Origin of the sequence: Cellulomonas sp. URHE0023 (assembly GCF_000688475.1) — a bacterium.
Lineage (GTDB): Bacteria > Actinomycetota > Actinomycetes > Actinomycetales > Cellulomonadaceae > Cellulomonas.
The window spans coordinates 534,480-560,355 of the sequence record NZ_JIAN01000006.1 but is presented as its reverse complement, the minus strand read 5'-3'; the positions used below and the strand labels follow the sequence as shown (position 1 = coordinate 560,355).

23 protein-coding genes are annotated in these 25,876 nt (G+C 71.6%); 17 read left to right on the top strand and 6 right to left on the bottom strand.

Annotated elements, in window-relative coordinates; translation table 11 throughout:
* Positions 1–56 precede the first annotated feature (56 nt).
* The 5 genes from leuS to holA all read left to right on the top strand — a co-directional run bounded on the left by leuS (position 57) and on the right by holA (position 7,734).
* Positions 57–2,945, top strand: a complete 2,889-nt coding sequence (gene leuS, locus N553_RS0111840; protein WP_028046695.1) for a leucine--tRNA ligase — start codon at positions 57–59, stop codon at positions 2,943–2,945.
* Positions 2,942–3,898, top strand: a complete 957-nt coding sequence (locus N553_RS0111835; RefSeq protein ID WP_028046694.1) for a DegV family protein — start codon at positions 2,942–2,944, stop codon at positions 3,896–3,898. The genes leuS and N553_RS0111835 overlap by 4 nt, the downstream gene beginning before the upstream one ends.
* A gap of 527 nt (positions 3,899–4,425) precedes the next feature.
* On the top strand, positions 4,426–5,100 hold the full coding sequence (locus N553_RS0111830; protein WP_081844525.1) for a ComEA family DNA-binding protein: 675 nt from the start codon (positions 4,426–4,428) through the stop codon (positions 5,098–5,100).
* A complete protein-coding gene (locus tag N553_RS24295) occupies positions 5,097–6,695 on the top strand; it encodes a ComEC/Rec2 family competence protein (protein ID WP_051640100.1) in 1,599 nt (532 codons plus the stop codon). The genes N553_RS0111830 and N553_RS24295 overlap by 4 nt, the downstream gene beginning before the upstream one ends.
* A gap of 19 nt (positions 6,696–6,714) precedes the next feature.
* Positions 6,715–7,734: a DNA polymerase III subunit delta gene (gene holA / locus N553_RS0111820; RefSeq protein WP_028046692.1), complete on the top strand. Its 1,020-nt coding sequence runs from the start codon at positions 6,715–6,717 to the stop codon at positions 7,732–7,734.
* A 4-nt stretch (positions 7,735–7,738) separates the two neighbouring features.
* On the opposite strand, the gene N553_RS0111815 is transcribed toward holA, so the two are convergent.
* The gene (locus N553_RS0111815; RefSeq protein ID WP_028046691.1) at positions 7,739–8,356 is read right to left on the bottom strand and encodes an EAL domain-containing protein; all 618 of its coding nucleotides are present in this window, start codon (positions 8,354–8,356) and stop codon (positions 7,739–7,741) included.
* Positions 8,357–8,460: 104 nt separating this feature from the next.
* On the bottom strand, positions 8,461–9,189 hold the full coding sequence (locus tag N553_RS0111810) for an EAL and HDOD domain-containing protein (RefSeq protein WP_028046690.1): 729 nt from the start codon (positions 9,187–9,189) through the stop codon (positions 8,461–8,463).
* A gap of 210 nt (positions 9,190–9,399) precedes the next feature.
* On the opposite strand from N553_RS0111810, the gene N553_RS25100 reads away from it, so the two are divergent.
* Together N553_RS25100 and N553_RS0111800 are read left to right on the top strand one after the other, a co-directional pair.
* A complete protein-coding gene (locus tag N553_RS25100) occupies positions 9,400–9,546 on the top strand; it encodes a hypothetical protein (protein WP_156043813.1) in 147 nt (48 codons plus the stop codon).
* 90 nt (positions 9,547–9,636) lie between these two features.
* A complete protein-coding gene (locus tag N553_RS0111800) occupies positions 9,637–10,959 on the top strand; it encodes a helix-turn-helix domain-containing protein (RefSeq protein WP_028046689.1) in 1,323 nt (440 codons plus the stop codon).
* A gap of 174 nt (positions 10,960–11,133) precedes the next feature.
* Here the strand turns inward: N553_RS0111800 and rpsT are convergent, their stop codons facing one another.
* Together rpsT and N553_RS22405 are read right to left on the bottom strand one after the other, a co-directional pair.
* Entirely contained in the window at positions 11,134–11,394 is a 261-nt protein-coding gene (gene rpsT, locus N553_RS0111795) for a 30S ribosomal protein S20 (protein ID WP_028046688.1), read from the bottom strand.
* A gap of 174 nt (positions 11,395–11,568) precedes the next feature.
* On the bottom strand, positions 11,569–12,078 hold the full coding sequence (locus N553_RS22405) for a type II toxin-antitoxin system PemK/MazF family toxin (protein WP_231505244.1): 510 nt from the start codon (positions 12,076–12,078) through the stop codon (positions 11,569–11,571).
* Between the two features lie 146 nt (positions 12,079–12,224).
* On the opposite strand from N553_RS22405, the gene N553_RS0111785 reads away from it, so the two are divergent.
* From N553_RS0111785 to N553_RS0111775, 3 genes are read left to right on the top strand one after another with little or no spacing between them, the layout of a single operon-like run.
* A complete protein-coding gene (locus N553_RS0111785) occupies positions 12,225–13,832 on the top strand; it encodes a circularly permuted type 2 ATP-grasp protein (protein ID WP_028046687.1) in 1,608 nt (535 codons plus the stop codon).
* A complete protein-coding gene (locus N553_RS0111780; RefSeq protein WP_028046686.1) occupies positions 13,826–14,755 on the top strand; it encodes an alpha-E domain-containing protein in 930 nt (309 codons plus the stop codon). Before N553_RS0111785 ends, N553_RS0111780 begins: the two co-directional genes overlap by 7 nt.
* A 31-nt stretch (positions 14,756–14,786) precedes the next feature.
* Positions 14,787–15,626, top strand: coding sequence for a transglutaminase family protein (locus N553_RS0111775; RefSeq protein ID WP_028046685.1), 840 nt, complete (start codon positions 14,787–14,789; stop codon positions 15,624–15,626).
* A 10-nt stretch (positions 15,627–15,636) separates the two neighbouring features.
* Here the strand turns inward: N553_RS0111775 and N553_RS0111770 are convergent, their stop codons facing one another.
* On the bottom strand, positions 15,637–16,365 hold the full coding sequence (locus N553_RS0111770; RefSeq protein ID WP_051640099.1) for a maleylpyruvate isomerase family mycothiol-dependent enzyme: 729 nt from the start codon (positions 16,363–16,365) through the stop codon (positions 15,637–15,639).
* Between the two features lie 119 nt (positions 16,366–16,484).
* Here N553_RS0111770 and lepA point away from each other — a divergent pair, with 119 nt between their 5' ends.
* The 3 genes from lepA (at position 16,485) to N553_RS25400 (ending at position 20,763) form a co-directional block, all read left to right on the top strand.
* Positions 16,485–18,365 (top strand): translation elongation factor 4, encoded by a 1,881-nt coding sequence (gene lepA / locus N553_RS0111765; protein ID WP_028046683.1) that lies wholly within the window; start codon positions 16,485–16,487, stop codon positions 18,363–18,365.
* Entirely contained in the window at positions 18,362–19,588 is a 1,227-nt protein-coding gene (gene hemW / locus N553_RS0111760; RefSeq protein WP_028046682.1) for a radical SAM family heme chaperone HemW, read from the top strand. The genes lepA and hemW overlap by 4 nt, the downstream gene beginning before the upstream one ends.
* 110 nt (positions 19,589–19,698) lie before the next feature.
* Positions 19,699–20,763, top strand: coding sequence for a hypothetical protein (locus N553_RS25400; protein ID WP_197030021.1), 1,065 nt, complete (start codon positions 19,699–19,701; stop codon positions 20,761–20,763).
* 49 nt (positions 20,764–20,812) lie between these two features.
* Here N553_RS25400 and N553_RS0111750 read toward each other — a convergent pair whose 3' ends face one another.
* Positions 20,813–21,682 carry a DUF3097 domain-containing protein gene (locus N553_RS0111750; RefSeq protein ID WP_028046680.1) on the bottom strand — a complete coding sequence of 290 codons (870 nt, stop codon included), beginning with the start codon at positions 21,680–21,682 and terminating at the stop codon, positions 20,813–20,815.
* A gap of 155 nt (positions 21,683–21,837) precedes the next feature.
* On the opposite strand from N553_RS0111750, the gene hrcA reads away from it, so the two are divergent.
* The 4 genes from hrcA to N553_RS0111730 all read left to right on the top strand — a co-directional run bounded on the left by hrcA (position 21,838) and on the right by N553_RS0111730 (position 25,876).
* Positions 21,838–22,860, top strand: coding sequence for a heat-inducible transcriptional repressor HrcA (gene hrcA / locus N553_RS0111745; protein ID WP_028046679.1), 1,023 nt, complete (start codon positions 21,838–21,840; stop codon positions 22,858–22,860).
* A 34-nt stretch (positions 22,861–22,894) separates the two neighbouring features.
* The gene (dnaJ, locus tag N553_RS0111740) at positions 22,895–24,022 is read left to right on the top strand and encodes a molecular chaperone DnaJ (protein WP_028046678.1); all 1,128 of its coding nucleotides are present in this window, start codon (positions 22,895–22,897) and stop codon (positions 24,020–24,022) included.
* A 12-nt stretch (positions 24,023–24,034) separates the two neighbouring features.
* Positions 24,035–24,793, top strand: a complete 759-nt coding sequence (locus tag N553_RS0111735; RefSeq protein WP_028046677.1) for a 16S rRNA (uracil(1498)-N(3))-methyltransferase — start codon at positions 24,035–24,037, stop codon at positions 24,791–24,793.
* Positions 24,794–24,877: 84 nt separating this feature from the next.
* The gene (locus tag N553_RS0111730; protein WP_028046676.1) at positions 24,878–25,876 is read left to right on the top strand and encodes a PhoH family protein; all 999 of its coding nucleotides are present in this window, start codon (positions 24,878–24,880) and stop codon (positions 25,874–25,876) included.

Genomic DNA, 25,876 nt, shown 5'->3' with positions numbered 1-25,876 from the left:
CCGTCGACCGTCCCGTGCCGACCGCCGTTCTGCCGCGGCCCCGGTAAACTCACCGGGTGACCTCGCAGGACGCCCCCGACAGCACAGCCACCACGACGTCCCTCGACGTCCCGTTCCGCTACACGGCAGACCTTGCGCGCGAGATCGAGCTTCGGTGGCAGGACGAGTGGGAGAAGCGCGGCACCTTCTACGCGGCGAACCCCGTCGGCGGCCTCACGGACGGCGAGGGCCGCAACGCGGACCCGTCCCAGCCGGCGTTCTTCGTCATGGACATGTTCCCGTACCCCTCCGGTGCCGGTCTGCACATCGGGCACCCGCTCGGCTACATCGGCACGGACGTCGTGGGCCGGTTCCGGCGCATGCAGGGTGACAACGTGCTGCACGCGCTCGCGTTCGACGCGTTCGGTCTGCCGGCCGAGCAGTACGCGGTGCAGACGGGCCAGCACCCGCGCACCACCACCGAGGCGAACATCGTCATCATGCAGCGACAGCTCCGGCGGCTGGGGCTCGCGCACGACTCACGTCGCTCGTTCGCCACCATCGACCCCGGCTACGTGCGCTGGACCCAGTGGATCTTCCTGCAGATCTTCGACTCCTGGTACGACGAGACGGCACCGCGGCCCGACGGTGGCACCGGCCGCGCCCGTCCGATCGCCGAGCTCGTCGCCGAGTACGACTCCGGCGCACGCGGGACCGAGTGGGCCGGCCTGGATGCCGTCGAACGCCGGCGCGTCCTGGACACGCACCGCCTGGCCTACGTCTCCGAGACCCCCGTGAACTGGTGTCCCGGCCTCGGCACGGTGCTGGCCAACGAGGAGGTCACCTCCGACGGGCGCTCCGAGCGCGGCAACTTCCCGGTGTTCCAGCGCAGCCTGCGGCAGTGGAACATGCGGATCACGTCCTACGCCGACCGCCTCGTGGACGACCTCGAGCACATCGACTGGCCGGACAAGGTCAAGGCGATGCAGCGCAACTGGATCGGTCGCTCCTCGGGTGCGCGCGTGCGGTTCGCGGTGCAGGGCGGCGAGCAGGTCGAGGTGTTCACCACGCGGCCCGACACGCTGTTCGGCGCGACCTTCGTCGTCGTCTCCCCGGAGCACCCGCTGCTGGACGAGGTCCCGGCGTCGTGGCCCGACGGCACCAAGGACGTCTGGACCGGTGGCCACCGTAGCCCTGTGGATGCGGTGGCGGCCTACCGCGCGGAGGCCGCGTCGAAGACCGCGATCGAGCGGCAGGCCGATGCCGGCAAGAAGACCGGCGTGTTCACGGGCCACCTGGCCACCAACCCGGTGAACGGTGAGCTCCTGCCCGTCTTCACGGCCGACTACGTCCTCATGGGCTACGGCACGGGCGCGATCATGGCGGTCCCCGGCGGCGACGTGCGCGACTTCGCGTTCGCCGAAGCGTTCGACCTCCCCGTCGTGTACACGGTCGACGCACCGTCGGACACGCCTCCCGGCGCGCGCACGGGCGACGGCCGGACGATCAACTCGTCGAACGAGGAGATCACGCTCGACGGACTGTCGGTGCCCGAGGCGAAGGCCGCGATCACCGAGTGGCTGGCCGCACGCGGCGTCGGCGAGGGCACGATCACCTACCGCCTGCGCGACTGGCTGTTCAGCCGTCAGCGCTACTGGGGTGAGCCGTTCCCGATCGTCTACGACGAGCACGACCTGCCGCTGGCCATCCCCGAGGCGGCGCTGCCCGTCAACCTGCCGGACGTGCCGGACTACGCGCCACGCACGTTCGACGCCGACGACGCGCACTCCACCCCCGAGCCGCCGCTGGGCCGGAACGACGACTGGGTCAACGTCACGCTGGACCTGGGCGACGGGCCCAAGGTCTACCGTCGCGACACCAACACCATGCCCAACTGGGCCGGCTCCTGCTGGTACTACCTGCGCTACCTGGATCCGACGAGTGACGTCACGCTCGTCGACCCGGCGCTCGAGCAGTACTGGATGGGACCTGGCCACGGGGAGCAGGAGCCCGGGTCGATCGGCGGCGTGGACCTCTACGTCGGTGGTGTCGAGCACGCCGTCCTCCACCTGCTGTACGCCCGGTTCTGGCACAAGGTCCTGCACGACCTCGGGCACGTCGCGAGCGGCGAGCCGTTCCACAAGCTCTTCAACCAGGGCTACATCCAGGCGTACGCCTACACCGATGCCCGCGGGGTCCACGTGCCGGCCGACGAGGTCGAGGAGACGCCTGACGGCTTCGTCTGGCGCGGCGAACCCGTCAACCGTGAGTACGGGAAGATGGGCAAGTCGCTGAAGAACATGGTGACGCCCGACGACATGTATGCCGAGTACGGCGCCGACACCCTGCGCGTCTACGAGATGTCGATGGGTCCGCTCGACCTGTCGCGTCCGTGGGAGACGCGTGCGGTCGTCGGGGCCCAGCGGTTCCTGCAGCGCCTGTGGCGCAACGTCGTCGACGAGGGCACGGGCGCCGTCGTCGTGACCGACGAGGCGCCGTCCGACGAGACGCTGCGGTTGCTGCACCGGACGATCACCGACGCCACGGCGGACTTCGCGGCCATGCGGGTCAACACCGCGATCGCGAAGCTCATCGTGCTGAACAACCACCTCACCACCTTGCCGACGACACCCCGGTCCGCCGTCGAGGCGCTCGTCCTCATGACCGCACCGGTGGCGCCGCACGTCGCCGAGGAGCTCTGGCAGCGCCTCGGGCACGATGCGTCGCTCGCGTACGCGCCGTTCCCGGTGGCCGACCCGGCCTACCTCGTCGAGGAGACGGTCACCTGCATCCTGCAGGTGCAGGGCAAGGTCCGGGGTCGCCTCGAGGTTCCGGTCGACTCCTCCGACGACGACCTCCGCGCTCTCGCGCTCGCCGACGCAGGCGTGCAGCGGGCCCTCGACGGTCGTGACATCCGCACGGTCATCGTCCGGGCGCCCAAGCTCGTCAACGTGGTGCCGGTCTGAGCCGCCGACCGCAGCCCGTCGCGTCCGTCGCCGTCGTCACCGACTCGACCGCATCGCTGCCCGAAGGGGTCGCCGAGCGCTGGGGGATCGGGGTGGTACCGCTCGGCGTGGTCGTGGACGGTGTGGAGCACGTCGAGGGTGTCGACCTGCTCTCGTCCGGGCTGCTCACGGCGCTCACGCACGGTTCGCGCAAGGTCACCACCTCGCAGCCGCCCCCCGCGGCGTTCGCTGCCGCCTACCAGCGTGCTGCCGCGGCGGGCGCGCGGGAGATCGTCTCGGTGCACCTCTCCGGCGAGCTCTCGGGCACCGTGCGCGCGGCGCAGCTCGCTGCGGGGTCCTCGCCCGTCCCGGTGCACGTCGTGGACTCGCGAGCGGTCGGCATGGCGCTCGGTTTCGCGGTGGTCGGCGCCGCCAGGCTCGCGGCGACACCGTTGCCACCGCACGCAGCACCGACGGGTCTGCTGGCCGGTGCGCGTTCGTGGTGGCACGACCGGCAGCGGGTCGAGCCCGTCCGGCCGACCGCGGACGACGTCGCGTCGTGCGCCCGACGCACCGCCGAGTCGGCGCGCGTGTGGTTCCTGGTCGACTCGCTCGAGCACCTGCGCCGCGGTGGCCGGCTCAGCGCTCCGGCTGCAGCGCTGGGCACCGTGCTCGGCCTGCGGCCGATCCTCACGCTGTCCGACGGTGGCGTGGCGCTGCTCGAGAGGGTTCGTACTCGGCGGGCCGGACGCGACCGCCTCGTCGCGCTCGCGCTGGCTGATGTGTCGGCTCGGTCCTCGGCTCGCGTCGCCGTGCACCACCTCGGCCAGCCGGAGGTTGCGCAGACCCTCGCGAACGAGCTCGTCGCAGCCCTCGGTGACCGGCTCGTGGAGGTCGTCGTCAGCGAGTCCAGCGCGGTGCTCGCCGCGCACGCGGGTCCGGGGGTGCTCGGGATCGTCGTCGCCGACGCGTGAGTCCGGCGCAAGCCGTCGCGTGACGTAGGTGCGCCGCCGGTCGAGCCGACCACAGCACCCTGCACAGCGTGCGGTGCGTGCAGGCGGCCCCCTGCCGACCAGCAGCCTCCTACGGTCACAGGGTGCCTCGAGACCGCGACCTGACCCGGACGGTCCAGCGGCGACTCGACACGCTCACCTCGCGGCACGTCGGGGCTACCCGGCCCGGGTGGGTTCCTGTCCTCGACGGCCGCGCGGCGCCCGGAACCACGTCGGGGCCGGTCCCCGAACTCGGTCCACCGTCGGTGCCACCAGCCGCGCGGAACGCGCCACCCCCGCCCCCCGCGCTGGTGCCACCAGCCGCGGGGAACGCATCGCCCCCGCCCACCGCACCACCGGAGACCCTGGTGCCGGTTGCACCGGTGGCACTCAACCCGCACATCGGACACCCGGCGGAGCGCACTCCCGGAAGGTCAGCCGGTGGGGGCATCTGGCCGCCTCTGCCAGGTCTCGCCGGCACGGGAGCCGCGGCCCCCGAGCCACGGTCCATGGCCGCGTTGCGCGTCGCCGCAGACGGCTACAGCGCCTCCCACGGTGCGCCGCACACCAGGCATCCTCGACGTCGGATGCGCTGGGCGCTGTCGTGGCGGCTGGTCGGTGTCGCGGGAGCGGCCGTGCTGCTGCTCGCAGGGGGCGTCGCGCTGCGGGCGGCTTCGGCGGCACCGGGGCCGCCGGTCGTACTACCGGTGCCGGCACCGGACGGCACGCCGACAGCAACGGCGGCGGCGACGGCGACGGGCGAGCAGACGCTCGTCGTCGTCGACGTGGTCGGTGCGGTGGCCGCGCCAGGCGTCGTGCGACTTCCCGCCGGTTCTCGGGTGGTGGACGCGGTCGCTGCCGCGGGCGGCCCTACGCCTGACGCGCAGGTCAGCACGCTCAACATGGCCCGGGTCCTGGTCGACGGCGAGCAGATCGTGGTGCCCCAGCAGGGGCAGGATGCCGTGGTCGGGGGAGTGCCCGCGGAACCGTCGGACGACCGCGTCGACCTGAACACCGCCGACGAGGCCGCGCTCGACGCGCTTCCGGGGATCGGACCGGTGCTCGCCCAGCGGATCGTGGCGCACCGCGACGACGGGCCGTACGCGTCGGTCGACGATCTGGGCGACGTGAGCGGTATCGGACCGACGTTGTTGGACCGCCTGCGCGACCTGGTCCGAGTGTGACGACTGAGGTGCTCCACCTCGATCCTGCGGCTGATGAGAGCGACGACCACGACCCGCCCGTCACGGTCGACCTCCGCCTCGTCGCACCCGCCGCCGGCGCCTGGCTCGCCGCGCTCCAGGTCGTGCGCGCAGAGCCCGTGGTCGCCGCCGTCGGCTCAGGAACCTGCGTGATCGTCGTGATCGTGGGTGCGCTCGTCCGCAGGCTGACCGCCGGGGACCGGGACGTGCACCGGGCCCCACGGAAGCCAGGAACCGGCCCCGCTCAGAGGCACCGGGACCTGCGGCACGCTCTGGCTGCGACGTGTGCGCTCACGCTGCTGACGGTCGGGGCGGTGCTCGGTACCGGGGCCACCCAGCTGGCTGCTCGCTCCCACGGCGTGCTGCCTCAGATCGCGGCGGCGGGGTCCGTCGGCACGTTCACCGGTCGGGTCCGCGAGTCTGCGCTCCTGCCGCCCGCGTGGCCGGGGGCACCGGCGCGAGCCCGGTGCACGATCGCGGTCGACACGGCCTCCGGCGGGGGACGGGCCTCGGACGCCGTCGGCCAGGTCCTCGTCATCGGACCTCCTGCGCTGGCAGAAGCACCGTACGGTGCGCGCGTCCGGGTCGTCGGGCGGGTGCAGGAGGGCGCACCCGGGGACCGGGTCGTCGCGGTTCTGCTCACCAGCTCGGATCCGGAGGTCGTCGCCGAGGCACCGCGGTGGGATGCGCTCGCGACGAACGTCCGCGAGGACGTCGCGGGGCTCGCGGCCCCGTTGCCGGGTGACGCCCGTGCCCTGCTGCCGGGAGTGACTGTCGGCGACACGAGCGGGGTGACCAGCGACCTCGCGGCAGACATGCGGGTCGCGGGCCTGACGCACGTCACCGCCGTCTCGGGTGCGCACTTCTCGCTCGTGGCACTGCTCGTCCTCACCCTCGCGACCGCTGTGCGACTCCCGCGCGGCGTGCGCGCCGCGCTCGTCGTGGCGGCGATGGCCGCCATGGTGCTGCTCGTCCACCCGTCGCCGAGCGTCGTGCGTGCGGCCGCGATGGGGCTCGTCGCCGCGCTCGGGCTGCTCGTCGGCCGGCCGCACCGCGCACCACCGGCACTGTGCGCTGCGGTCGTCGTCCTGCTGGTGCTGGACCCCTGGTTGGCCGGCGAGCTCGGCTTCCTGCTGTCCGTCCTGGCGACCGGTGGCCTGGTGCTCCTGGGAGGCCCGTTCGCGCAGCGCTGGTCGCAGCGGTGCGGACGGACGGTCGCTCAGGCTGTCGCCATGCCGGTCGCCGCCCAGCTCGTGTGCGCGCCGGCGATCCTGCTCGTGACGCCGAACGTTGCGCTCTACTCGATCCCGGCCAACCTGCTCGTCGCACCTGCCGTCGCGCCGGCGACCGTGCTCGGGCTCGCCGCAGCGGGCCTCGCGTCGTGGTGCCCGTGGGGTGCCCAGCTGCTCGCGCTCGGTGCGGGTGCGGCGTGCTGGTGGATCGGAGCGGTCGCGCGGCTCGTGGCGGCAGCCCCTGGGGCGCAGGTGACGTGGCACCCCGGTCCAGCGGGTATCGCGCTGGCCGCCGGCGCGAGCATGTGCACCGCACGGCTGCTCCTCGCCCGCCGGCGTCGGTGAGGTCTGGCAGGCTGTGCGCGTGCCTCCTGCAACTCGGTCCCCCAGAAAGGGCCCAGCACCCAAGACGGCAGGTGTCTCCTGGGACGCCGTCGAGCTCGCACCCGTACTGCTCGTGAGCGGTGCCGAGGGCCTGCTCGCCGACCGCGCGGTGGAGCGGGTGGTCGCCCTGGCGAGGGCCGCAGACCCGGGCGTCGAGGTGACCCGGCTCGACGGTGCCGACTACGTGGTCGGGACGCTCGGCGTCGTCGCGAGCCCGTCGCTGTTCGCCGAGGACAAGGTCGTGGTCGTCGACGCGCTCGAGAAGGGCCCCGACGAGCTCTTGTCGGATGTCACCGTCTTCGTCACCGCACCACCGCCGGGCGTCGTGCTCGTGCTGCGGCACGGGGGTGGAGTTCGCGGCAAGAAGCTCCTGGACCTGCTGCGCTCGACCGGTGTGCCCACGGTCGCGTGCGACGTCATCAAGTCGGACTCGGACAAGAGCGCGTTCGTCACCGCCGAGCTCCGGCGGGCGGGGCGTCGCGCCGACGCTGCGGCCGTGCGCGCGCTCGTCGACGCGGTGGGCAGCGACCTTCGCGAGCTCGCGGCCGCGTGCGGACAGCTGGTGGCAGACACGTCGGGGCTGATCGGCGCCGACGTGGTCGAGCGCTACTACGGCGGGCGGATCGAAGCCACGGGCTTTCGGGTGGCAGACGCCGCCGTCGCAGGAAACGCGGGGCAGGCGGTCGCGCTGCTGCGCCACGCCCTGGCGACGGGCGTCGATCCTGTGCCCATCGTCGCAGCGCTCGCAGCCAAGCTCCGGGTGCTCGCCAAGGTCGCTGCGGTGCGCGGTCGTGGTGCGGGTGCTGTCCGGGATCTCGGGCTCGCCCCGTGGCAGACGGACCGTGCCGTGGCTGACCTTCGGCGATGGACCCCCGAGGGACTCGCAGGTGCGATCTCGGCTGTCGCGCAGGCGGACGCGGAGGTCAAGGGCGAGGGCCGCGACCCCCAGTTCGCCGTCGAACGGGCCGTGCTGCGTGTGGCGGCGTCCGTCGGGAGCTGACCCGTCAGTCCGTCAGCGTGATGGCGGGCCCGAGGACGTCCCCCTGCAGCAGCTCGAACCCGAGCGCGAGGCACTCCTGCACGAGCGTGTCGTTCCAGACCCGCTCTGCGACGAGCAGTGCTCCGTGGCGGCGCGCGAGCTGCACGATCTGCGGGCCGGCTCGGGCGACGTCGCGGACGTCGATCTTCACGTAGTCGGCGTACGGGAGCATCGCGACCTGGTTGGGCTCTGCCGCGAAGTCGTCGATCGCGATCTTGTAGCCGAGCGCTCGGAGCCGGCCCAGTCCCTCGAGAACGTCGTCGTCGGCTGCGACGGACTCGACGATCTCGAGGACCAGGCGGCCCGCATGAGCAGGAAGCGGGCGGTCGTCGACGACGAACGAGCGGGTCACGTTGACGAACGCGGGGTGGTGGTCGCCGGGCGGACCGTCACCGAAGAGGACGTCCAGGACGGATGCGGTCGCGACGTCCTGACGGTCGGAGCGCCATCGGTCGACCTGCGCCGGCAAGCCGTTCGCGGACCGGTAGAGGAACTCGTTCCCGAAGAGCCGGCCGTCCGACGTCCAGATCGGCTGACGCGCGATCGGCAGCCTCGCGGGACTGCTCGGGGACAGTGCGTGCACGGACACACCCGATGAGAGGGCCGTTGAACGCACCTATGACGCCGTTCACCCGATCGGACGCATCGGGTATGACCGGGTGTGTCGACGAGGACGGGCCCGAACGGCTAGTGGTTCACGCGTGGCGCGCCGGCGCGGTCGAGGATGCCGGCTCGCTCCAGCAGGTTGCCCTGGAAGAGAGTGAAACCGAGGTCGCGCGCGTGCCGCAGCGTGTCCGCGCTCTCGACGAACTCAGCCACGAGCAGCGCGCCGTAGGACCGGGCGAGGTGGACCACCGGCGGCCCCTCGACGTCGAGGTCGCGGACGTCGATCTTGACGAAGTCGGCGTGCGGAAGGAGGCGTCGCTGGTTGGGGTTGCTGACGAACGACGGCACCGCGATGCGGAAGCCTTGCTCGCGCAGGCGCCGGACCCCGGCGATCACGGCCGGATCGATCGTCACACCGTCATTGATCTCGATGACCAGGCGATCCGGTCGGCTCGGCACGGGGAGCTCGCCGACCAGGTACGCGCGGGGGCAGCGGACGAACAGCAGTCGCCCGTGGGCGACGTGCTCGAGGTCGACGCGGCCGAACGTGGCGCCCAGGACGTGTGCCGTGGCCCGCTCGTGCTGGTGCGCGTTCCACGTGGTCGCCGTGGCGGTGTGCTGATCGGGGGAGCGGAAGGACAGCTGGTACGCGAACGGTCGGCCGTGCTCCGAGAAGATCCCCTGTCGGGCGACGAGCACCGGTTCGCGGGCGATGCGCTGCGACCACTCCTGGCGAAGAGCCAGGGGGATGGCGTCCTCCACGGCGGCCGCGAGCTCCGCGAACCTTCCGTCGGCGTCGTCCGGTGTCATGCGTTCTATGACATCACAAGTTCGAGCCTATGAACGAGGAAGGGTGGGTGGAATTCTCCTGAACAGGCGTGGGACCCCGGTCGGACGGGTGTCAGTACGGCCAGATTCACCCGATCGCCTCACGAAACGGGCATACAGGAGTCCCCGTCCGCGGACATCCGTCATCATGGTGTTGACCTGACCCCTTGAGTTTTTGACAGGAGAACCATCGTGTCCCGTTCCCTCAAGTCCGCCCTGGCCGTCGTTGCGGTCGCCCTCACGATCGGTGTGTCCGGCACCTCCGCCGCAGTCGCTGCCGATTCAGGGATCGTCTACACCAACGGGGGCGCCACGGGCTGCTGCCGGCTCCCCGTCTGAGCTCGCGACCCGCGACGGGCGCCCCTCTGCCCATTGATCACCCCGACGGGGTGGTGCATCGCGAGAACGTCACACATACAATGACTGACCATGACCACGATTGCTGACCGGGTGCGCGACGCCCGGCTCGCTGCGGGGCTGTCACAGACCGCACTTGCCGGGTCCGCGTTCTCCCCGAGCTACATCTCCTTGATCGAGGCGGGTCATCGCGAACCGACCGACTCCGCCCTTGCTGTGCTCGCCATCCGACTGGGCACAACCCTCGAGTTCCTCAAGCACGGCGAGGACGGACCGAACGAGGCGCGAACCCGGCTCGAGATCGACTACGCGCGGCTCGATCTGACCCAGGGCGACGCCCCCGGCGCCCAGCGGCGACTTGAGGCGCTCGACCTCGACATCGTCTCGCCCGCGCTCCGCGTCGAAGCCCTCACCACGCTGGCTCGCGCCCATGAGGGTCTCGGTGACCTCGAGTCCGCCGTCGCGATCCTGGAGCCGCTGCTCGAGGATGCACGCAGCCGGTCGCACCACGTGGAGTCCGCCAAGCTGGCCAACGCGCTCGTCGCGTCCTACCTCGAGGCTGGTGACCTGCACCGGGCCGTGGAGGTCGGTGAGCACACGCTCACGGACCTGGAGAGCGCAGAGCTCACCGGCACGGACGGGCACCTACGCCTGGCGTCGACGGTCCTGTGGGCGTACGTCGAGCGTGGAGACCTCCTCTACGCGACGCACCGGGCCGCGGAGCTCGTGCGCCTCGCCGAGTCGCTCGGGACGCCGCGTGGCCGGGGCAGCGTCTACTGGAACGCGGCCCTCGTGGCCGAGCAGCGCCGCGACTACGAGCTGGCGCAGCGGTACACCGAGCGCGCACTCGCGCTCCTCTCCGAGGGCGAGCCGGATCGCGACCTTCCGCGGCTGCGGCTCAACTACGCCTGGCTCCTGCTGCGCTCCGAGCCGGCGGAACCGAATGCGGCGCTCGAGCAGATCGAGCGTGCGGCACCTGACCTCGCGGTGCTGGGTTCGGAGCTCGAGATGGCGCGCGTCGACGTCGAGCGCTCCCGGGCGCACCTCCTGCTGGGGGACGTCGCGGCCGCCGAGGAGTTCGCGACCGCTGCGCTGACGCGACTGGGCGAGCCCCCGCGCGTCGAGACCGCCATCGCGCACCTCGCACTCGGGGACACCCTCCATGCACGGGGTGACCTGGAGGGATCCGCACGCGCCTACCGCCTGGCGGCCGACATGCTCGGCATGATGTCCGCGTCGCGGCAGTCCGCGGCGGCGTGGCGTGACCTCGGGGACCGGTACAGGCTCCACGGCGACAACGCTGGTGCCGCCGAGGCGTACGACCGCGCGCTGCGAGAGGCGGGTTTCCGGCCGACCGTGCCGCTGACCTCCTGGGAGACCTGGTCGCTGGCCTGACCGGACCGCACAGCACAGATCTGCACAGCACGAAGGCGTCCCCGCTGAACGGGGGCGCCTTCGCTTTTCCCCCAGCGGTCGGGGCCGCGACGACCGGCGGCATCGACGAGGTCCCGGGGACGACGAACGGGGCCGACCCGAAGGTCGACCCCGTCCGTGAAACTCAGAGCAGGCTCAGAGTGCGGCGACCGACTTCGCGAGCGCCGACTTCTTGTTGGCCGCCTGGTTGGCGTGGATGACGCCCTTGGAGACGGCCTTGTCGAGCTTGCGCGAGGCGGAGACGAGCGCCGTGTTGGCGGCGTCCTTGTCGCCACCGGCGACGGCCTCACGGACGCGGCGGATGTGCGTCTTGAGCTCGGACTTCACCGCCTTGTTGCGCAGGCGCGCCTTCTCGTTGGTGGTGATGCGCTTGATCTGGGACTTGATGTTGGCCACGTAGGGACTCTCTTGTGCGTTCGCCGAAGCGATCTGACAGGTCTAGAGGGCGCACACAGCTCCGGGACTGGGGCGTGGGGACACCCGCGGAGAGGAACTGGGCTTGTGCCCGCCGACCCGGGCGGACACGCGACTGGCAATACTACCAGGCCAAGGCCCCCAGACCGAAACTCCTCACCACCCCTTGCACCGCCGGAGCGCCACGGCGACCTGGTCGAACAGTGCCCGGTCCATCACGGCACCCTCCCGGCGGAACGCGGTCGGGTGCAGCTGGACCACCCGGTCGAGCCGGATCTCGCTCGGGCGACGCTTGGCGTCCCACGGCCCCGAACCGATGTCCATCCAGACGCGGCCGCGGCGAGCCTCACTGGCCGTGTTGCGGGTGTGGTCCTTGCTGGTGAGCATCAGGCCGAGCACCGCGCGGCCGTTGCGGGCGATCACCAGGACCGGTCGGTCCTTGCCCTGGGAGGCGTCTTCCTCGTACGGCACCCAGCCCCAGACGATCTCGCCAGGGTCTGCGTCGCCGTCGGGCCGCGGTGCGTACACCGGACGCACGACACCGCCGTGGTCGGGCAGGACCACGCGCCCGACCGATGGCGCCGCAGCCGTCGGGTGCGGCGCCCCGCGGCCGGTCAGCCGGCCCAGGAGCCTGTGCAGGGCCGTCCACCAGGTTGCGCGGGTCACCCGCAGAACCTATCGGGCACGGATCGCGCGGCCTCTGCGGTTTCCGTGCAGCGTCGAGCGGCGGCGAGCCCGTGCCTCACAGATCCGCTGGTCGGCTCCCGCGGTGCGTAACGCGCCGTTATCACCGGGCGGATACTGTCCGCACCATGGCGGACCTGTTCGACGACTACCCAGCGGGCGCAGCCTGGGACGAGATGATCGGCGCCGACGGCGGTTCGCGCGCCGCCTACAAGGGCGTGCACACGGCACTGTCCGAGCTGAGCGCAGGTGAGCTGCGCGGCCGCGCCGAGACGTTGGCCCGCTCGTACCTCGCGCAGGGCGTGACGTTCGACTTCGCCGGTGAGGAGCGCCCGTTCCCGCTCGACGTCGTGCCACGCGTCGTCGCCGGTGACGAGTGGGAGCAGGTCGCTCCGGGTGTCGCCCAGCGGGTGCGTGCGCTCGAGGCGTTCCTCGCGGACGTGTACGGCCCGCAGCGCGCGATCGCCGACGGCGTCATCCCACGGTCGGTCGTCGTGTCGTCGACGAACTTCCTGCGCGCGGCGCGGGGAATCACGCCGCCCAACGGGGTGCGGGTGCACGTCTCCGGGATCGACCTGATCCGCGACAGCCTCGACGGCTGGCGGGTGCTCGAGGACAACGTGCGGGTGCCCAGCGGCGTGAGCTACGTGCTGTCCAACCGGCGTGCGATGGCCCAGACGTTCCCCGAGCTGTTCGCGGCGCTGCGGATCCGACCGGTCGCCGACTACCCGCGTCGGCTCCTGGCCGCGCTGACCGCGGCAGCGCCGCACGGCGTCGACGAGCCGACGGTGGTCGTCCTGACGCCTGGCGTCTTCAACAGCGCCTACTACGAGCACTCGCTGCTCGCGCGGATGATGGGCGTCGAGCTCGTCGAGGGACGGGACCTGTTCTGCGCCTCCGGCAGGGTCTGGATGCGCACCACCCAGGGTCGACGCCGCGTGGACGTGATCTACCGCCGGGTCGACGACGACTACCTCGACCCGGTCGTGTTCCGGAGCGACTCGTTCCTCGGCAGCCCTGGTCTCATGACCTGCGCGCGCAACGGCACCGTCACGATCGCCAACGCGGTGGGCAACGGGGTTGCCGACGACAAGCTGGTCTACACCTACGTGCCGGACCTGATCCGGTACTACCTGTCCGAGGAGCCGATCCTGCGGAACGTCGACACCTGGCGGCTCGAGGAGCCGGAGGCGCTCGAGGAGGTGCTCGACCGGCTCGACGAGCTCGTGGTGAAGCCCGTCGACGGGTCGGGCGGCAAAGGGCTGGTCGTGGGTCCGAGGGCGTCGCAGCACGAGCTGGCGGCGCTGCGGGTGCGGCTCCGGGAGGACCCCCGCGGCTGGATCGCGCAGCCGGTGGTCCAGCTCTCGACGATCCCGACGCTGATCGGCGACAAGCTCCGGCCCAGGCACACCGACCTGCGGCCCTTCGCGGTCAACGACGGCGAGTCCGTGTTCGTCCTGCCCGGCGGTCTGACGCGCGTCGCGCTGCCGGAGGGTGAGCTGGTGGTCAACTCCTCGCAGGGCGGCGGCTCCAAGGACACCTGGGTGCTCGGCGGTGCCGTGCCGCGCCGGGCGGTCCGCCACGGGTCCGACCTTCCCCAGTCGGTCGCACAGGACGAAGCGGTGCCGATCGACTCGAACCCGAGCGACGTGCGCGCCCAGGTCATGCAGCAGCAGCAGGGACGGTCGTTCCCCGCCACGTCGTCGAACGAGCCAGGAGGTGGTCGCGCGTGCTGAGCCGGATCGCGGAGTCGCTCTTCTGGATCGGACGGTACGTCGAGCGGGCGGACGACACGGCACGTCTGCTCGACGTGCACGTGCAGATCCTGCTCGAGGACCCCTGGGCGGAGGAGGACCTGGCCTGCCGGTCGCTGCTGTCGGTCATGGACCGGCCCGCCGAGCCGAGCCACGTCCTGGTCGGCCGGGAGTACGTGCTCGACATGCTGGCGTACGACCGCTTCGCGCCGTCGTCGATCGCCGGCTCGCTGGTCTCCGCGCGGGAGAACGCCAGGCGCGCCCGCGAGACGATCTCGACCGAGCTGTGGGAGTCGCTCAACGCGACCTGGAACCAGCTGCCGTCGCACATGCGGCCGGCTCGGCCGCACGACTACTTCACCTGGGTGCGGGAGCGTGCGGCCGTCGTCGCGGGGATCACCGACTCGGCCACGTCACGCGACGACACGTGGAACTTCATGGTGCTCGGCCGCTCGATCGAGCGTGCCGACATGACAGCGCGCCTGCTGACGACCCGCGCGCTCGCGGGCTCCGCCGGACCGAGCTGGACCACCCTGCTGCGCTCGTGCGGTGCGCACGAGGCGTTCCTGCGGATGTACCGCGGCGCCGCGTCCGACGAGCGCGCCGCCGGGTTCCTGCTGACCGACCAGCTGTTCCCGCGCTCGATCGTCTTCGCGCTGAACCAGGCCGAGGCGTGCCTTGCGGCGCTCGAGCCGTCCGCCGACCGGGCCACGGTGGACGATGCGCGACGGCACATCGGCTACGTCCGGACCAATCTCGAGTACCGCCCGCTCATCGAGGTGCTCGACGCGCTGCCCAAGGAGATGGAACGCGTGCAACGAGCGTGCTCTGCGGCGTCGGACGCGATCCGGGGCCGGTACTTCCCGAGCGGCTCCGCCACGAACTGGGTGGGTGAGGCACTGTGAGCGCCCGAGCATTCGCACCGGAGGAGGACCGATGAGTCGGCTGCGAGTGGTGCACACGTCCACGTTCCAGTACGCCAGCCCGGTGCGGGCGTCCTACAACGAGGCGCGGATGACGCCGCTGACCCAGCTGGGGCAGACGGTGCTCGAGTCCAGGATCGACGTGCACCCGAACACGGGATGGTCCGAGTACCGGGACTACTGGGGCACCGCGGTCTCCGCGTTCGAGGTGCTGATCCCGCACGAGTCGATGATCGTCACGGCCGAGCACCTGGTCGAGGTGGCCGAGCGGCAGCCGGTGCGCAACCCCGCGGGCTGGGAGACCTTGCACGGTGCCGAGCTCCGCGACCGCCTCGCGGAGTTCCTCTCGGACACGCCGACGACCGCGCCTCCCGAGGACGTCGTCGAGCTGGCCAGGCGGGTCGCGGCCGACCTGCCGCCGGCCGAGGCTGCGCTGGCCGTGTGCAACGCGCTGCGCGACCAGGTCGAGTACATCCCGGGAGCGACGACCGTGCACACGCCGGCCTCCGAGGCGTGGGGCAAGCGCGCCGGGGTCTGCCAGGACCTGGCGCACCTGACCTCGGGTGCCCTTCGTTCGATCGGCATCCCCGCCCGGTACGTCTCGGGTTACCTGCACCCGGACGACGAGGCCGCGATCGGCAGCACCGTGAGCGGCGACTCCCATGCGTGGGTCGAGTGGTGGGTGGGCGAGTGGTTCGCGTACGACCCGACCAACCGCGCGATGGTGGGCGACCATCACGTCGTGATCGCGCGCGGACGCTCCTACGACGACGTGCCGCCGCTGCGCGGGATCTTCGCAGGTGCCGGCACGCAGGAGACGTCCGTCACGGTGGAGATCACACGGGAGGCCTGACCCGTCGCCGTCAGGGAGTCAGCGAGCGGCCCAGAGCGTCGTCGAGCGCTGGACGGTCACCGTCGACCCGCAGGCCCGGGTCGTCCGGCGTGCGGCGACCCCAGAGCAGGAGGGCGAGCTCGCTCGCGGTCCCGTGCACGCGCACGGCCGGTTCCGTGCCGCCTCCGAGGAGCCACGCCCGGTCGCCGTCGGTCGCGTGCAGAGCGACCGGTGCCTGCAGCGGCTCCATCCGGCCCATGCGCTCCTGCCTGGGCTGCATGACCGTGACGACCTCGTCGACGCTGTCCGCCCAGACGGCCGTCTCGACCGTGAGCTCGAGCCCGCCGGCCGTGCGCAGGTCCCACAGGTGCACGAGCGTCTCGTGGGTCTGCCGACGGTGCCAGAAGGACGCCGGCCCGTCGCCCAGGAGAGTCCACGACACAGCGTCCGGCCCCAGCTCGTCGAGCGTGTCCCGCAGCTCGGCGGCGCACGCGGCGTAGAGGTCGGTCAGGACGAACGGTCCCCCTCCCAGCGGCGTCTCCTGCCGGCGACTCGCCTGTGCCGCAGCCCAGTGGTGGATCTGGGCCACGTGCACCACCAGGTCCTTCACGCGCCAACGACCGCACCACGGGACGCGCGTCGTCGGGTCCACCGCGGGGATCGTCGCCAGGAACTGGGCCTGGAGGTGGCCGAGGACCGCTCGATGATCCAGGGCTGCCGGGGGCGCTGCGGCATCGGAGTCAACGTGTCGCGTCGTCATGGGACCATGGTGGTACCGACCGCACGTGACCCGACAGGGCGACGACGGTCACCGTTCGTCGCGACGGCGCCAGCAGTGCCCTCGAGCGCCCCGCAACTCGATCTCAGGAGCCAGTCAGCTTGTCCCCGATCCCCGGTGCCGCCGCCTCGTCGCGCATCCACCCTGCGGCGACGCCGCCGGAGCTGCTGCGCAACTTCTGCATCATCGCGCACATCGACCACGGCAAGTCGACGCTGGCGGACCGCATGCTGCAGCTCACGGGCGTGGTCGACGCGCGCGCGATGCGCGCGCAGTACCTGGACCGGATGGACATCGAGCGTGAGCGTGGCATCACCATCAAGTCGCAGGCGGTCCGGATGCCGTGGGGCGTCGGCGAGGACGCGTTCGCGCTGAACATGATCGACACGCCCGGGCACGTCGACTTCACGTACGAGGTGTCCCGGTCGCTCGCAGCGTGCGAGGGGGCCGTGCTGCTGGTCGACGCCGCGCAGGGCATCGAGGCGCAGACGCTGGCCAACCTGTACCTCGCGCTCGACAACGACCTGACGATCATCCCGGTGCTCAACAAGATCGACCTGCCGGCCGCCCAGCCGGAGAAGTACGCGGAGGAGCTGGCCAAGCTCATCGGCGGCGACCCCGAGGACTGCCTGCGCGTCTCCGGCAAGACCGGCGCCGGCGTCACCGAGCTGCTGGACCGCATCGTCGAGCTCGTCCCCCCGCCCACGGGCGACGCGGACGCACCGGCGCGCGCGATGATCTTCGACTCCGTCTACGACACCTACCGCGGCGTCGTGACCTACGTCCGCGTGGTCGACGGCAACCTGAACCCGCGCGAGAAGATCGTCATGATGTCGACCCGCGCGACGCACGAGCTGCTCGAGATCGGCGTGATCTCCCCGGAGCCGGTGCCGACCAAGGGCCTGGGCGTCGGCGAGGTCGGCTACCTGATCACCGGCGTGAAGGACGTGCGCCAGTCGAAGGTCGGCGACACCGTCACGAACTCCAGCAAGCCCGCCGCCGAGGCGCTCGGCGGGTACTCCGACCCGAAGCCGATGGTGTTCTCGGGGCTGTACCCGATCGACGGCACCGACTACCCGGTGCTGCGCGACGCGCTGGACAAGCTGAAGCTCAACGACGCCGCGCTCAACTACGAGCCCGAGACGTCGGTGGCCCTCGGGTTCGGGTTCCGCGTCGGCTTCCTCGGCCTGCTGCACCTCGAGATCGTGCGTGAGCGGCTCGAGCGCGAGTTCGACCTGGACCTGATCTCGACCGCTCCGAACGTCGTCTACGAGGTCACGCTCGAGGACAAGAGCATCGTCACGGTGACCAACCCCAGCGAGTTCCCGTCCGGCAAGATCGGTGCCGTCAACGAGCCGATGGTCAAGGGCACGATCCTGGCGCCGAGCGAGTTCATCGGCGCGATCATGGAGCTCTGCCAGACCAAGCGCGGCGAGCTGCAGGGCATGGACTACCTGTCCGAGGAGCGCGTCGAGCTGCGCTACGTCCTGCCGATGGCGGAGATCGTCTTCGACTTCTTCGACCAGCTCAAGTCCAAGACGCGCGGCTACGCGAGCCTCGACTACGAGCGCATCGGCGACCAGGAGGCCGACCTGGTCAAGGTCGACATCCTGCTGCAGGGCGAGACGGTCGACGCGTTCAGCGCGATCGTGCACAAGGACAAGGCGTACGCGTACGGCGTGATGATGACCGCCAAGCTCAAGGACCTCATCCCGCGCCAGCAGTTCGAGGTGCCCATCCAGGCGGCGATCGGCGCCCGGATCATCGCTCGCGAGACCATCCGTGCCATCCGCAAGGACGTCCTGGCCAAGTGCTACGGCGGCGACATCACGCGCAAGCGCAAGCTCCTGGAGAAGCAGAAGGAGGGCAAGAAGCGCATGAAGACGATCGGTCGGGTCGACGTGCCGCAGGAGGCCTTCATCGCCGCGCTCTCCAGTGAGCCCGCGGGCAGCGCCGGCGGCAAGGACGCGAAGAAGAAGTGAGCCCGGCCCTCCCTGAGGGAGATGCCGCACCGGACGACGGCCGGCTGCCGCCGTCGGCGTTCGAGGGCGTCTCGGACCGCACGTTCGGGGTGTACCTGCACGTCCCGTTCTGCACGGTGCGCTGCGGGTACTGCGACTTCAACACGTACACGGCCACGGAGCTGGGCGGTGGCGCGAGCCAGAACGCCTACGCGGACACGGCGCTCAAGGAGATCGCGCTCGCCGCGCAGGTCCTCCCGCCGCGGGCGGTGCAGACGGTGTTCGTCGGTGGGGGCACGCCGACGGTCCTGTCCGTCCCGGACCTGTCGCGCATGCTCGCCGGCGTGCGGGACGCATGGGGGTTCGCCGACGACATCGAGGTGACCACCGAGGCGAACCCCGACTCCGTGACGCCGCAGTCGCTGCAGGCGCTCGCTGACGCAGGCTTCACGCGCGTCTCCTTCGGCATGCAGTCGGCCGTGCCGCACGTGCTGGCGACCCTCGAACGAACCCACGACCCGCGGCGCATCCCGGACGTCGTGCGCTGGGCGCGCGACGCGGGTCTGGCGGTCTCGCTCGACCTCATCTACGGGACGCCGGGGGAGTCGGTCGACGACTGGCGCACGAGCGTGGAGACCGCGCTCGACACGGGCGTCGACCACGTCTCGGCCTACGCTCTCGTGGTCGAGGCGGGCACCCGGATGGCCGTGCAGGTGCGGCGCGGCGAGCTGGAGCTGCCTGACGGCGACGACCAGGCGACGAAGTACGAGCTGGCGGACGACCTCTTCGAGTCCGCAGGGCTGCACTGGTACGAGGTGAGCAACTGGTCGCGCACGCCCCAGACGGCGTGCCGGCACAACCTCGCCTACTGGCGGGGCGACGACTGGTGGGGGATCGGACCCGGGGCGCACAGCCACGTCGGCGGAGTGCGCTGGTGGAACGTCAAGCACCCACGCGCGTACGCGGACCGGCTCGACCGCGGCCTGAGCCCCGCGGCCGGTCGTGAGACCGTGACCGGCGAGAGCGCAGTCCTGGAGCGGCTCATGCTCGGCGTACGGCTCTCGACCGGTCTGCCGCTCGACGTGCTGCCCGCCGGGGCGCGTCGCGGGGTCGCCGGACTGATCGCGGACGGTCTCGTGGACGGTTCCGCTGCTCTGGGCCGGGACGCCGCCGTCCCGCGGCTCGTCCTCACCCGCCGTGGGCGGCTGCTCGCGGACGCGGTCGTCCGGAGCCTCGCTGGTTGACGGTCGTCTGTGTCGACATGCCGGGTTTGGGTGGGGTTCCTTGACACGGGTGATCCCCTTCGGTTCGCTGGCGCCTGGGCGACGACCGCCCGTGACCAGGGAGGCCACGCATGAGCGAGAACCCGGGCGGAACGCCGCCGACAGATGGCGAGCCCGTCACGCCTGAACCACAGCAGCCCGTGCAGCCCTCCGAGCCGCCCGCAGCACCACCACCGCCACCCGCCCCGCCTGCGGCACCTCCGGCGCCACCCGTGGCGCCGCCGGTCGCCCCACCCGGCCCGCAGTACGGCGCCCCTCCGGCGCAGCAGTACGGCGCGCCGCCAGCCCCGCCGTACGGTCAGCAGGCGCCCGGCGCGTACCCGCCACCCGCGCCGCAGTACGGCCAGCCGGCCCCCGGCTACGGTCAGCAGCCGCCAGGTGCGTACCCGCCGCCGCCACCCGGCTACGGCCCCCCCGGGGCCTACCCCCCGCCCGCGGGCGGGTACGGGGCGCCGATGGTCCAGCCGTCGCCGATCGGCGAGTCGTTCTCGTACGGGTGGCAGCAGTTCACGCGCGCCGGTGGCCTGTTCATCGGCGCCGCGCTCGTGTGGTTCCTGATCTTCATCGTGGCCTCATCGATCGTCGCCGCGGTCTTCGGCGGGCTCGACAAGGTCTTCCGGGTGTCCTCGGGCGGTCGGATCGGGTTCTCGCTCGGGTTCGTCGTGCTGTCTCTGGTCGGCTACCTGATCGCGTACCTGATCCAGGCGATCTTCATCAAGGCGGCTCTGGACGTCACCGGGGGCCGGCAGGTCGGCTTCGGTGACTTCTTCCGGTTCGTGGACGCCGGTCCCGTCGTTCTGACGGCCCTGATCCTGACGGGCATCTCGGTGGTGCTGGGCCTGGTGCCGGTCCTCGGGGGACTGGTCTCGATCGTCGTGAACTTCCTGCTGTTCTTCACGTTCTGGTTCGTGATCGGCAAGCAGCTCGCACCGGTGGACGCGATGAAGTCGAGCTACCAGCTCATCACGGCCAACCTGTCGACCACGATCCTGTTCTACCTGCTCGCTCTGGCGATCCTCATCGCGGGCGCAGCCCTGTGCGGCATAGGTCTGCTGGTCGCGGTCCCCGTCGTGCTCCTCGCGACGGCGTTCCTGTTCCGTCGGCTGCTCGGTGACCCGATCGCACCCCCCGTCTGAGAGCAGGACCACGGCGCCCGGTCCCCGACTCCTCGGGGGCCGGGCGCCGTCACGACGTCACGAAGTCGATGAGCTCCTCGACCCGACCGAGCAGGCTCGGCTCCAGGTCGGCGTAGCTGCGCACCGAGCGCAGGATGCGCTGCCACGCCCGTGCGACGTCTGCCTGGTCCGCCGCGGGCCAGCCGAGCTCGCGCAGGATGCCGTGCTTCCACTCGGTGCCACGTTCGATGGTCGGCCAGGCCGTCAGCCCGATGCGCTCGGGCCGCACCGCCTGCCACACGTCCACGTACGGGTGCCCGAGCACGAGCACGGTGCCCGCAGGGGCGAGCCGGACCGCCTCGGCGGCGATCCTGCTCTCCTTGGCGCCGGCCACGAGGTGGTCGACGAGCACGCCGACGCGCCGTCCTGGGCCCGGCGCGAAGTCACGTATGGCGTCGGGCAGGTTGTCCACACCGTCGAGGAGCTCGACGACGACCCCCTCGATCCGCAGGTCGTCGCCCCAGACCTTCTCCACCAGCTCCGCGTCGTGCTTCCCCTCGACCCAGATCCGGCTCCCGCGGGCGACCCGCGCCCTGGCGTCGTGCACGGCGACCGAGCCTGATGCCGTCCGGGTGGGCTTGGCCGGTGCAGTCACGCGAACCGGGGCGGTCAGCGCGACGGGCTCACCGTCCAGCCAGAAGCCGCGGCCCAGCGGGAACGTCCGAGTACGCCCACGCCGGTCCTCCAGGACGACGACGTGGATGCCGCCGGACTTCTCGACCCGCACGACTGCTCCCACCCAGCCTGTGGTGACCTCCTCGACCACGAGGCCCGTCTCGGCAGGCTGGGGCCGGCTCGTGCGTGCGGGTCGGTGGTGGGCCGAGCCCGTGGCCGGGCCGGAGCCCCCCAGGACGTCGGAGCCGTAGCGGTCAGAACTCACCCCGGAAGCGTAGGTGTCCGACGTGGGCGCGTCGCGAGGCACGCCGGTTCCGCTCTGGGCGGACCGCCCGACGGTGTCGGCGGCGCGGCGTAGCATTGGCACTCCCGTCCGGGGAGTGCTACCCGGACGCTGACACGCGTGCGGGAGGAGGCGAGATGAGCGACGACAGACGGCTGGACGTGCTGCGGGCGATCGTCGAGGACTACGTCGCCACCCGGGAGCCCGTCGGATCGCGTGCTCTGGTCGAGCGCCACTCGCTGGGCGTCTCGCCGGCGACGATCCGCAACGACATGGCCTCCCTCGAGGAGGGCGGGTACATCGCCCAGCCGCACACGTCGGCGGGGCGTGTGCCCACCGACAAGGGCTACCGGCTCTTCGTCGACCAGATCTCGAGCGTGAAGCCGCTGTCCAGCCCGGAGCGGCGCGCGATCGGCACGTTCCTCGAGAACGCGCAGGACCTCGACGACGTCGTGGACCGGGCGGTGCGACTCATCGCGCAGCTGACCCAGCAGGTCGCCGTCGTGCAGTACCCGTCCCTGCGTCGCTCGGCGCTGCGGCACGTCGAGCTCGTGCCCGTGGGTCGCCGGCACCTTCTCGTCGTGCTGATCACGGACACGGGACGTGTCGAGCAGCGCACGATCGAGCTGGACGCCGACGTCGACGAGGCCGTGGTCGCGCTGCTGCGTGCCCGCCTCAACGTCAGCGCAGCAGGGCGCCGCCTGTCCGAGCTGCCCGTGGCGCTCGCCGACCTCGCACCCGCCTTCAGCCCCGCCGACCAGGGCCTCGTGCGCGGCGTCGTCGCGGTGCTCGAGGAGACACTGGCCCAGGAGAGCGAGGAGCGCGTGGTGCTCGCGGGGACCGCCAACCTCGCGCGTGCGGGCGGAACCGACGTGCGGTCGATCGGGCCCGTGCTCGAGGCGCTGGAGGAGCAGGTGGTGCTGCTGCGGCTCCTCTCGGAGATGGCCGAGGACACGCAGGCGGTCACCGTGCGGATCGGCCGCGAGACCCAGCACGACGGTCTCGTCGAGACGAGCTTCGTGACCACCGGCTACGGCGACGAGGGAAGTGGCTCCGTGGCACGCATCGGCTCCATCGGCCCTCTGCGCATGGACTACCCGGCCACCATGTCCGCGGTGCGCGCCGTCGCGCGGTACCTGACCCGGATCCTGGCGCAATGAACAGCACTCCCACCGGAAGCGAGCAGATCCTCCCGTGACCGACTACTACGAGATCCTCGGCGTGCCACGCGACGCGACGCCCGACCAGATCAAGAAGGCGTACCGCAAGCTCGCTCGTGAGCACCACCCGGACGTCTCGGGCGCGGAGGCAGGCTCCGAGGACACGTTCAAGGACGTCTCGCGGGCCTACGACGTGTTGGGGAACCCCGAGAAGCGCCGCGCGTACGACATGGGCGGCGACCCGTCGGCGCCCGGCGGCGGCATGGGTGGCGGCTTCGGCTTCCAGGACATCTTCGAGACGTTCTTCGGTGCCGCGACCGGGGCCGCGCAGCAACGGGGCCCGATCCCGCGGGCGCGGCGGGGACAGGACGCGCTCGTACGGCTCGACCTCGACCTGTCGGAGGTGACGTTCGGCGTGCACCGTGAGGTGCCGGTGGACACCGCCGTCGTGTGCCCCACGTGCTCGGGCACCTGCTGCCGACCCGGTACGTCACCCCGCACGTGCGAGGTCTGTGGCGGCCGCGGCTCCGTCCAGCGGGTCGCGCGCTCGTTCCTCGGCCAGGTCATGACGACGCAGCCGTGCGCGGTCTGCCACGGGTTCGGCAGCGTCATCCCCGAGCCGTGCACGGAGTGCTCCGGCGAGGGGCGGGTCCGGTCCCGCCGCACCCTGAGCGTCGACGTGCCCGCGGGTGTGGACACGGGAACACGCATCAAGCTCACGGGCCAGGGCGAGGTCGGCCCCGCAGGCGGACCGGCGGGTGACGTGTACCTCGAGGTGCGCGAGCGCAAGAACGACACGTTCGTCCGCCGTGGGGACGACCTGCACGCGACGCTCGAGGTGCCGATGACCGCTGCGGCGCTCGGCACCGTGCTCACGCTCGACACCCTCGACGGACCGCGTGAGGTCGACCTGCGTCCCGGGACGCAGCCGTCGCAGATCGTGACGCTCAAGAACCTGGGCGTAGGGCACCTGCACGTCGGTGGCCGCGGCGACCTGCACGTGCACGTCGACGTCCAGGTCCCGACCGCGATGGACGACGAGCAGGTCGAGCTGCTGCGCAAGCTCGCGGCGCTGCGTGGCGAGGAGCGGCCCGAGTCGCGGTTCGCCGGGTCGAGCACGGGCGTGTTCGCGAAGCTGCGCGACAAGCTGGCCGGCCGCTGAGCGGCCCCCTGCATGAGCGCGCCCGTCTTCATCGCCGACCACGGCAGCCTCCGGGATGTCGTGCCCGGTGGTAGCTACCTGCTCGACGGCACCGAAGGCCGGCACGCCGGCGTCGTCCAGCGGCGTTCGCCAGGTGAGCGGGTGGACGTCGTCGACGGCCACGGGACACGTCTGATCGGCGTCGTCGAGGCGGTGACCGGCGACGGTGTCGTCGTCGCCGTCAGAGAGGTCGTGGTCGAGACGGAGCCGTCCGTCCTGCTCGTGCTCGTGCAGGCCCTGGCCAAGGGCGACCGCGACGAGATGGCGATCGAAGCCGCGACCGAGGTCGGCGTCGACGCGGTGATCCCGTGGCAGGCGGAGCGCTCGATCGTGGTCTGGCGCGGGGACCGTGCCGTCAAGAGCCGGTCGCGCTGGTCGAGCACCGTGCGGTCCGCCGCGAAGCAGTCGCGCCGCGCCCGGGTACCGGAGGTCGAGCTTCCGCTCGACGGCCGAGGCCTCGTCGAACGCGTCCGGTCGGTCGTCGACGCCGGCGGTGTCGTGCTGGTCCTGCACGAAGAGGCGACCGAACCGATCGCGGACGTCACGCTGCCGGAGCAGGGGGAGTGCCTCGTCGTCGTGGGCCCGGAGGGCGGGATCGGCGAGGTCGAGCTGACACGGCTGACGGACGCGGGAGCGACCGCTGTCCGGTTGGGTCCGCACGTCCTGCGCACCTCCACCGCAGGGCCCGTCGCGGTTGCGGTCCTGGCGCAGCGGCTCGGTCGCTGGGCATGACCGGGATGTTGTGGGCGAGGGCTCGTAGACTGCTTCCTTCACGTTCTCACCACTGTTAAGGAGCGACTGGCGCACGCCGAGCTCATGGCCGAATCCACACCCGCAGCCCGCGCGCACGGTGCGCCGGCTCGCGTCGAGCACCGGATCACCGTGCCGTCGGACATCGCCATGGTCGAGCTGCTCGGCCCGCAGGACGAGGTCCTGCGCGCGATCGAGGCGGGATTCACCACCGTGGGCATCCACGTACGTGGCAGCGAGGTCAGGCTGGAAGGTCCGGTCGGTGACGTCGCGCTCGTCTCCCGGCTCGTCGACGAGCTGGTCGAGATGGCCGCGGGTGGGACACCGCTGACGCCCGACATCGTGACCCGGTCGGTGACCATGCTCACGGCCGCGTCGACGGCTCGTCCGGCGGACATCCTGTCGTTCAACATCCTGTCCAGCCGCGGACGGACGATCCGGCCCAAGACCTCCGGGCAGAAGGACTACGTCGACGCGATCGACCGGCACACCGTGACGTTCGGCATCGGGCCCGCCGGCACCGGCAAGACGTACCTCGCGATGGCCAAGGCCGTGCAGGCGCTCCAGGACCGCAAGGTCCAGCGCATCGTGCTCACGCGTCCCGCGGTCGAGGCGGGGGAGCGCCTCGGTTTCCTGCCCGGCAGCCTGTCGGACAAGATCGACCCGTACCTGCGCCCGCTCTACGACGCGCTGCACGACATGGTGGACCCCGAGGCGATCCCGCGGCTCATGGAGGCGGGGACGATCGAGGTCGCACCGCTCGCCTACATGCGTGGTCGCACCCTCAACGACGCGTTCATCATCCTCGACGAGGCCCAGAACACGACCGTCGAGCAGATGAAGATGTTCCTCACCCGCCTGGGGTTCGGGTCGAAGGTCGTCGTGACCGGCGACGTCACGCAGGTCGACCTGCCGTCGGCCACCACGTCGGGTCTTCGTGTCGTCGAGCAGGTGCTCTCGGGCATCGACGACGTATCGTTCTGCCGCCTCGGGTCTTCCGACGTCGTCCGGCACCGGCTGGTCAGCGAGATCATCGACGCGTACGCACGCTGGGACAGGAGCTGA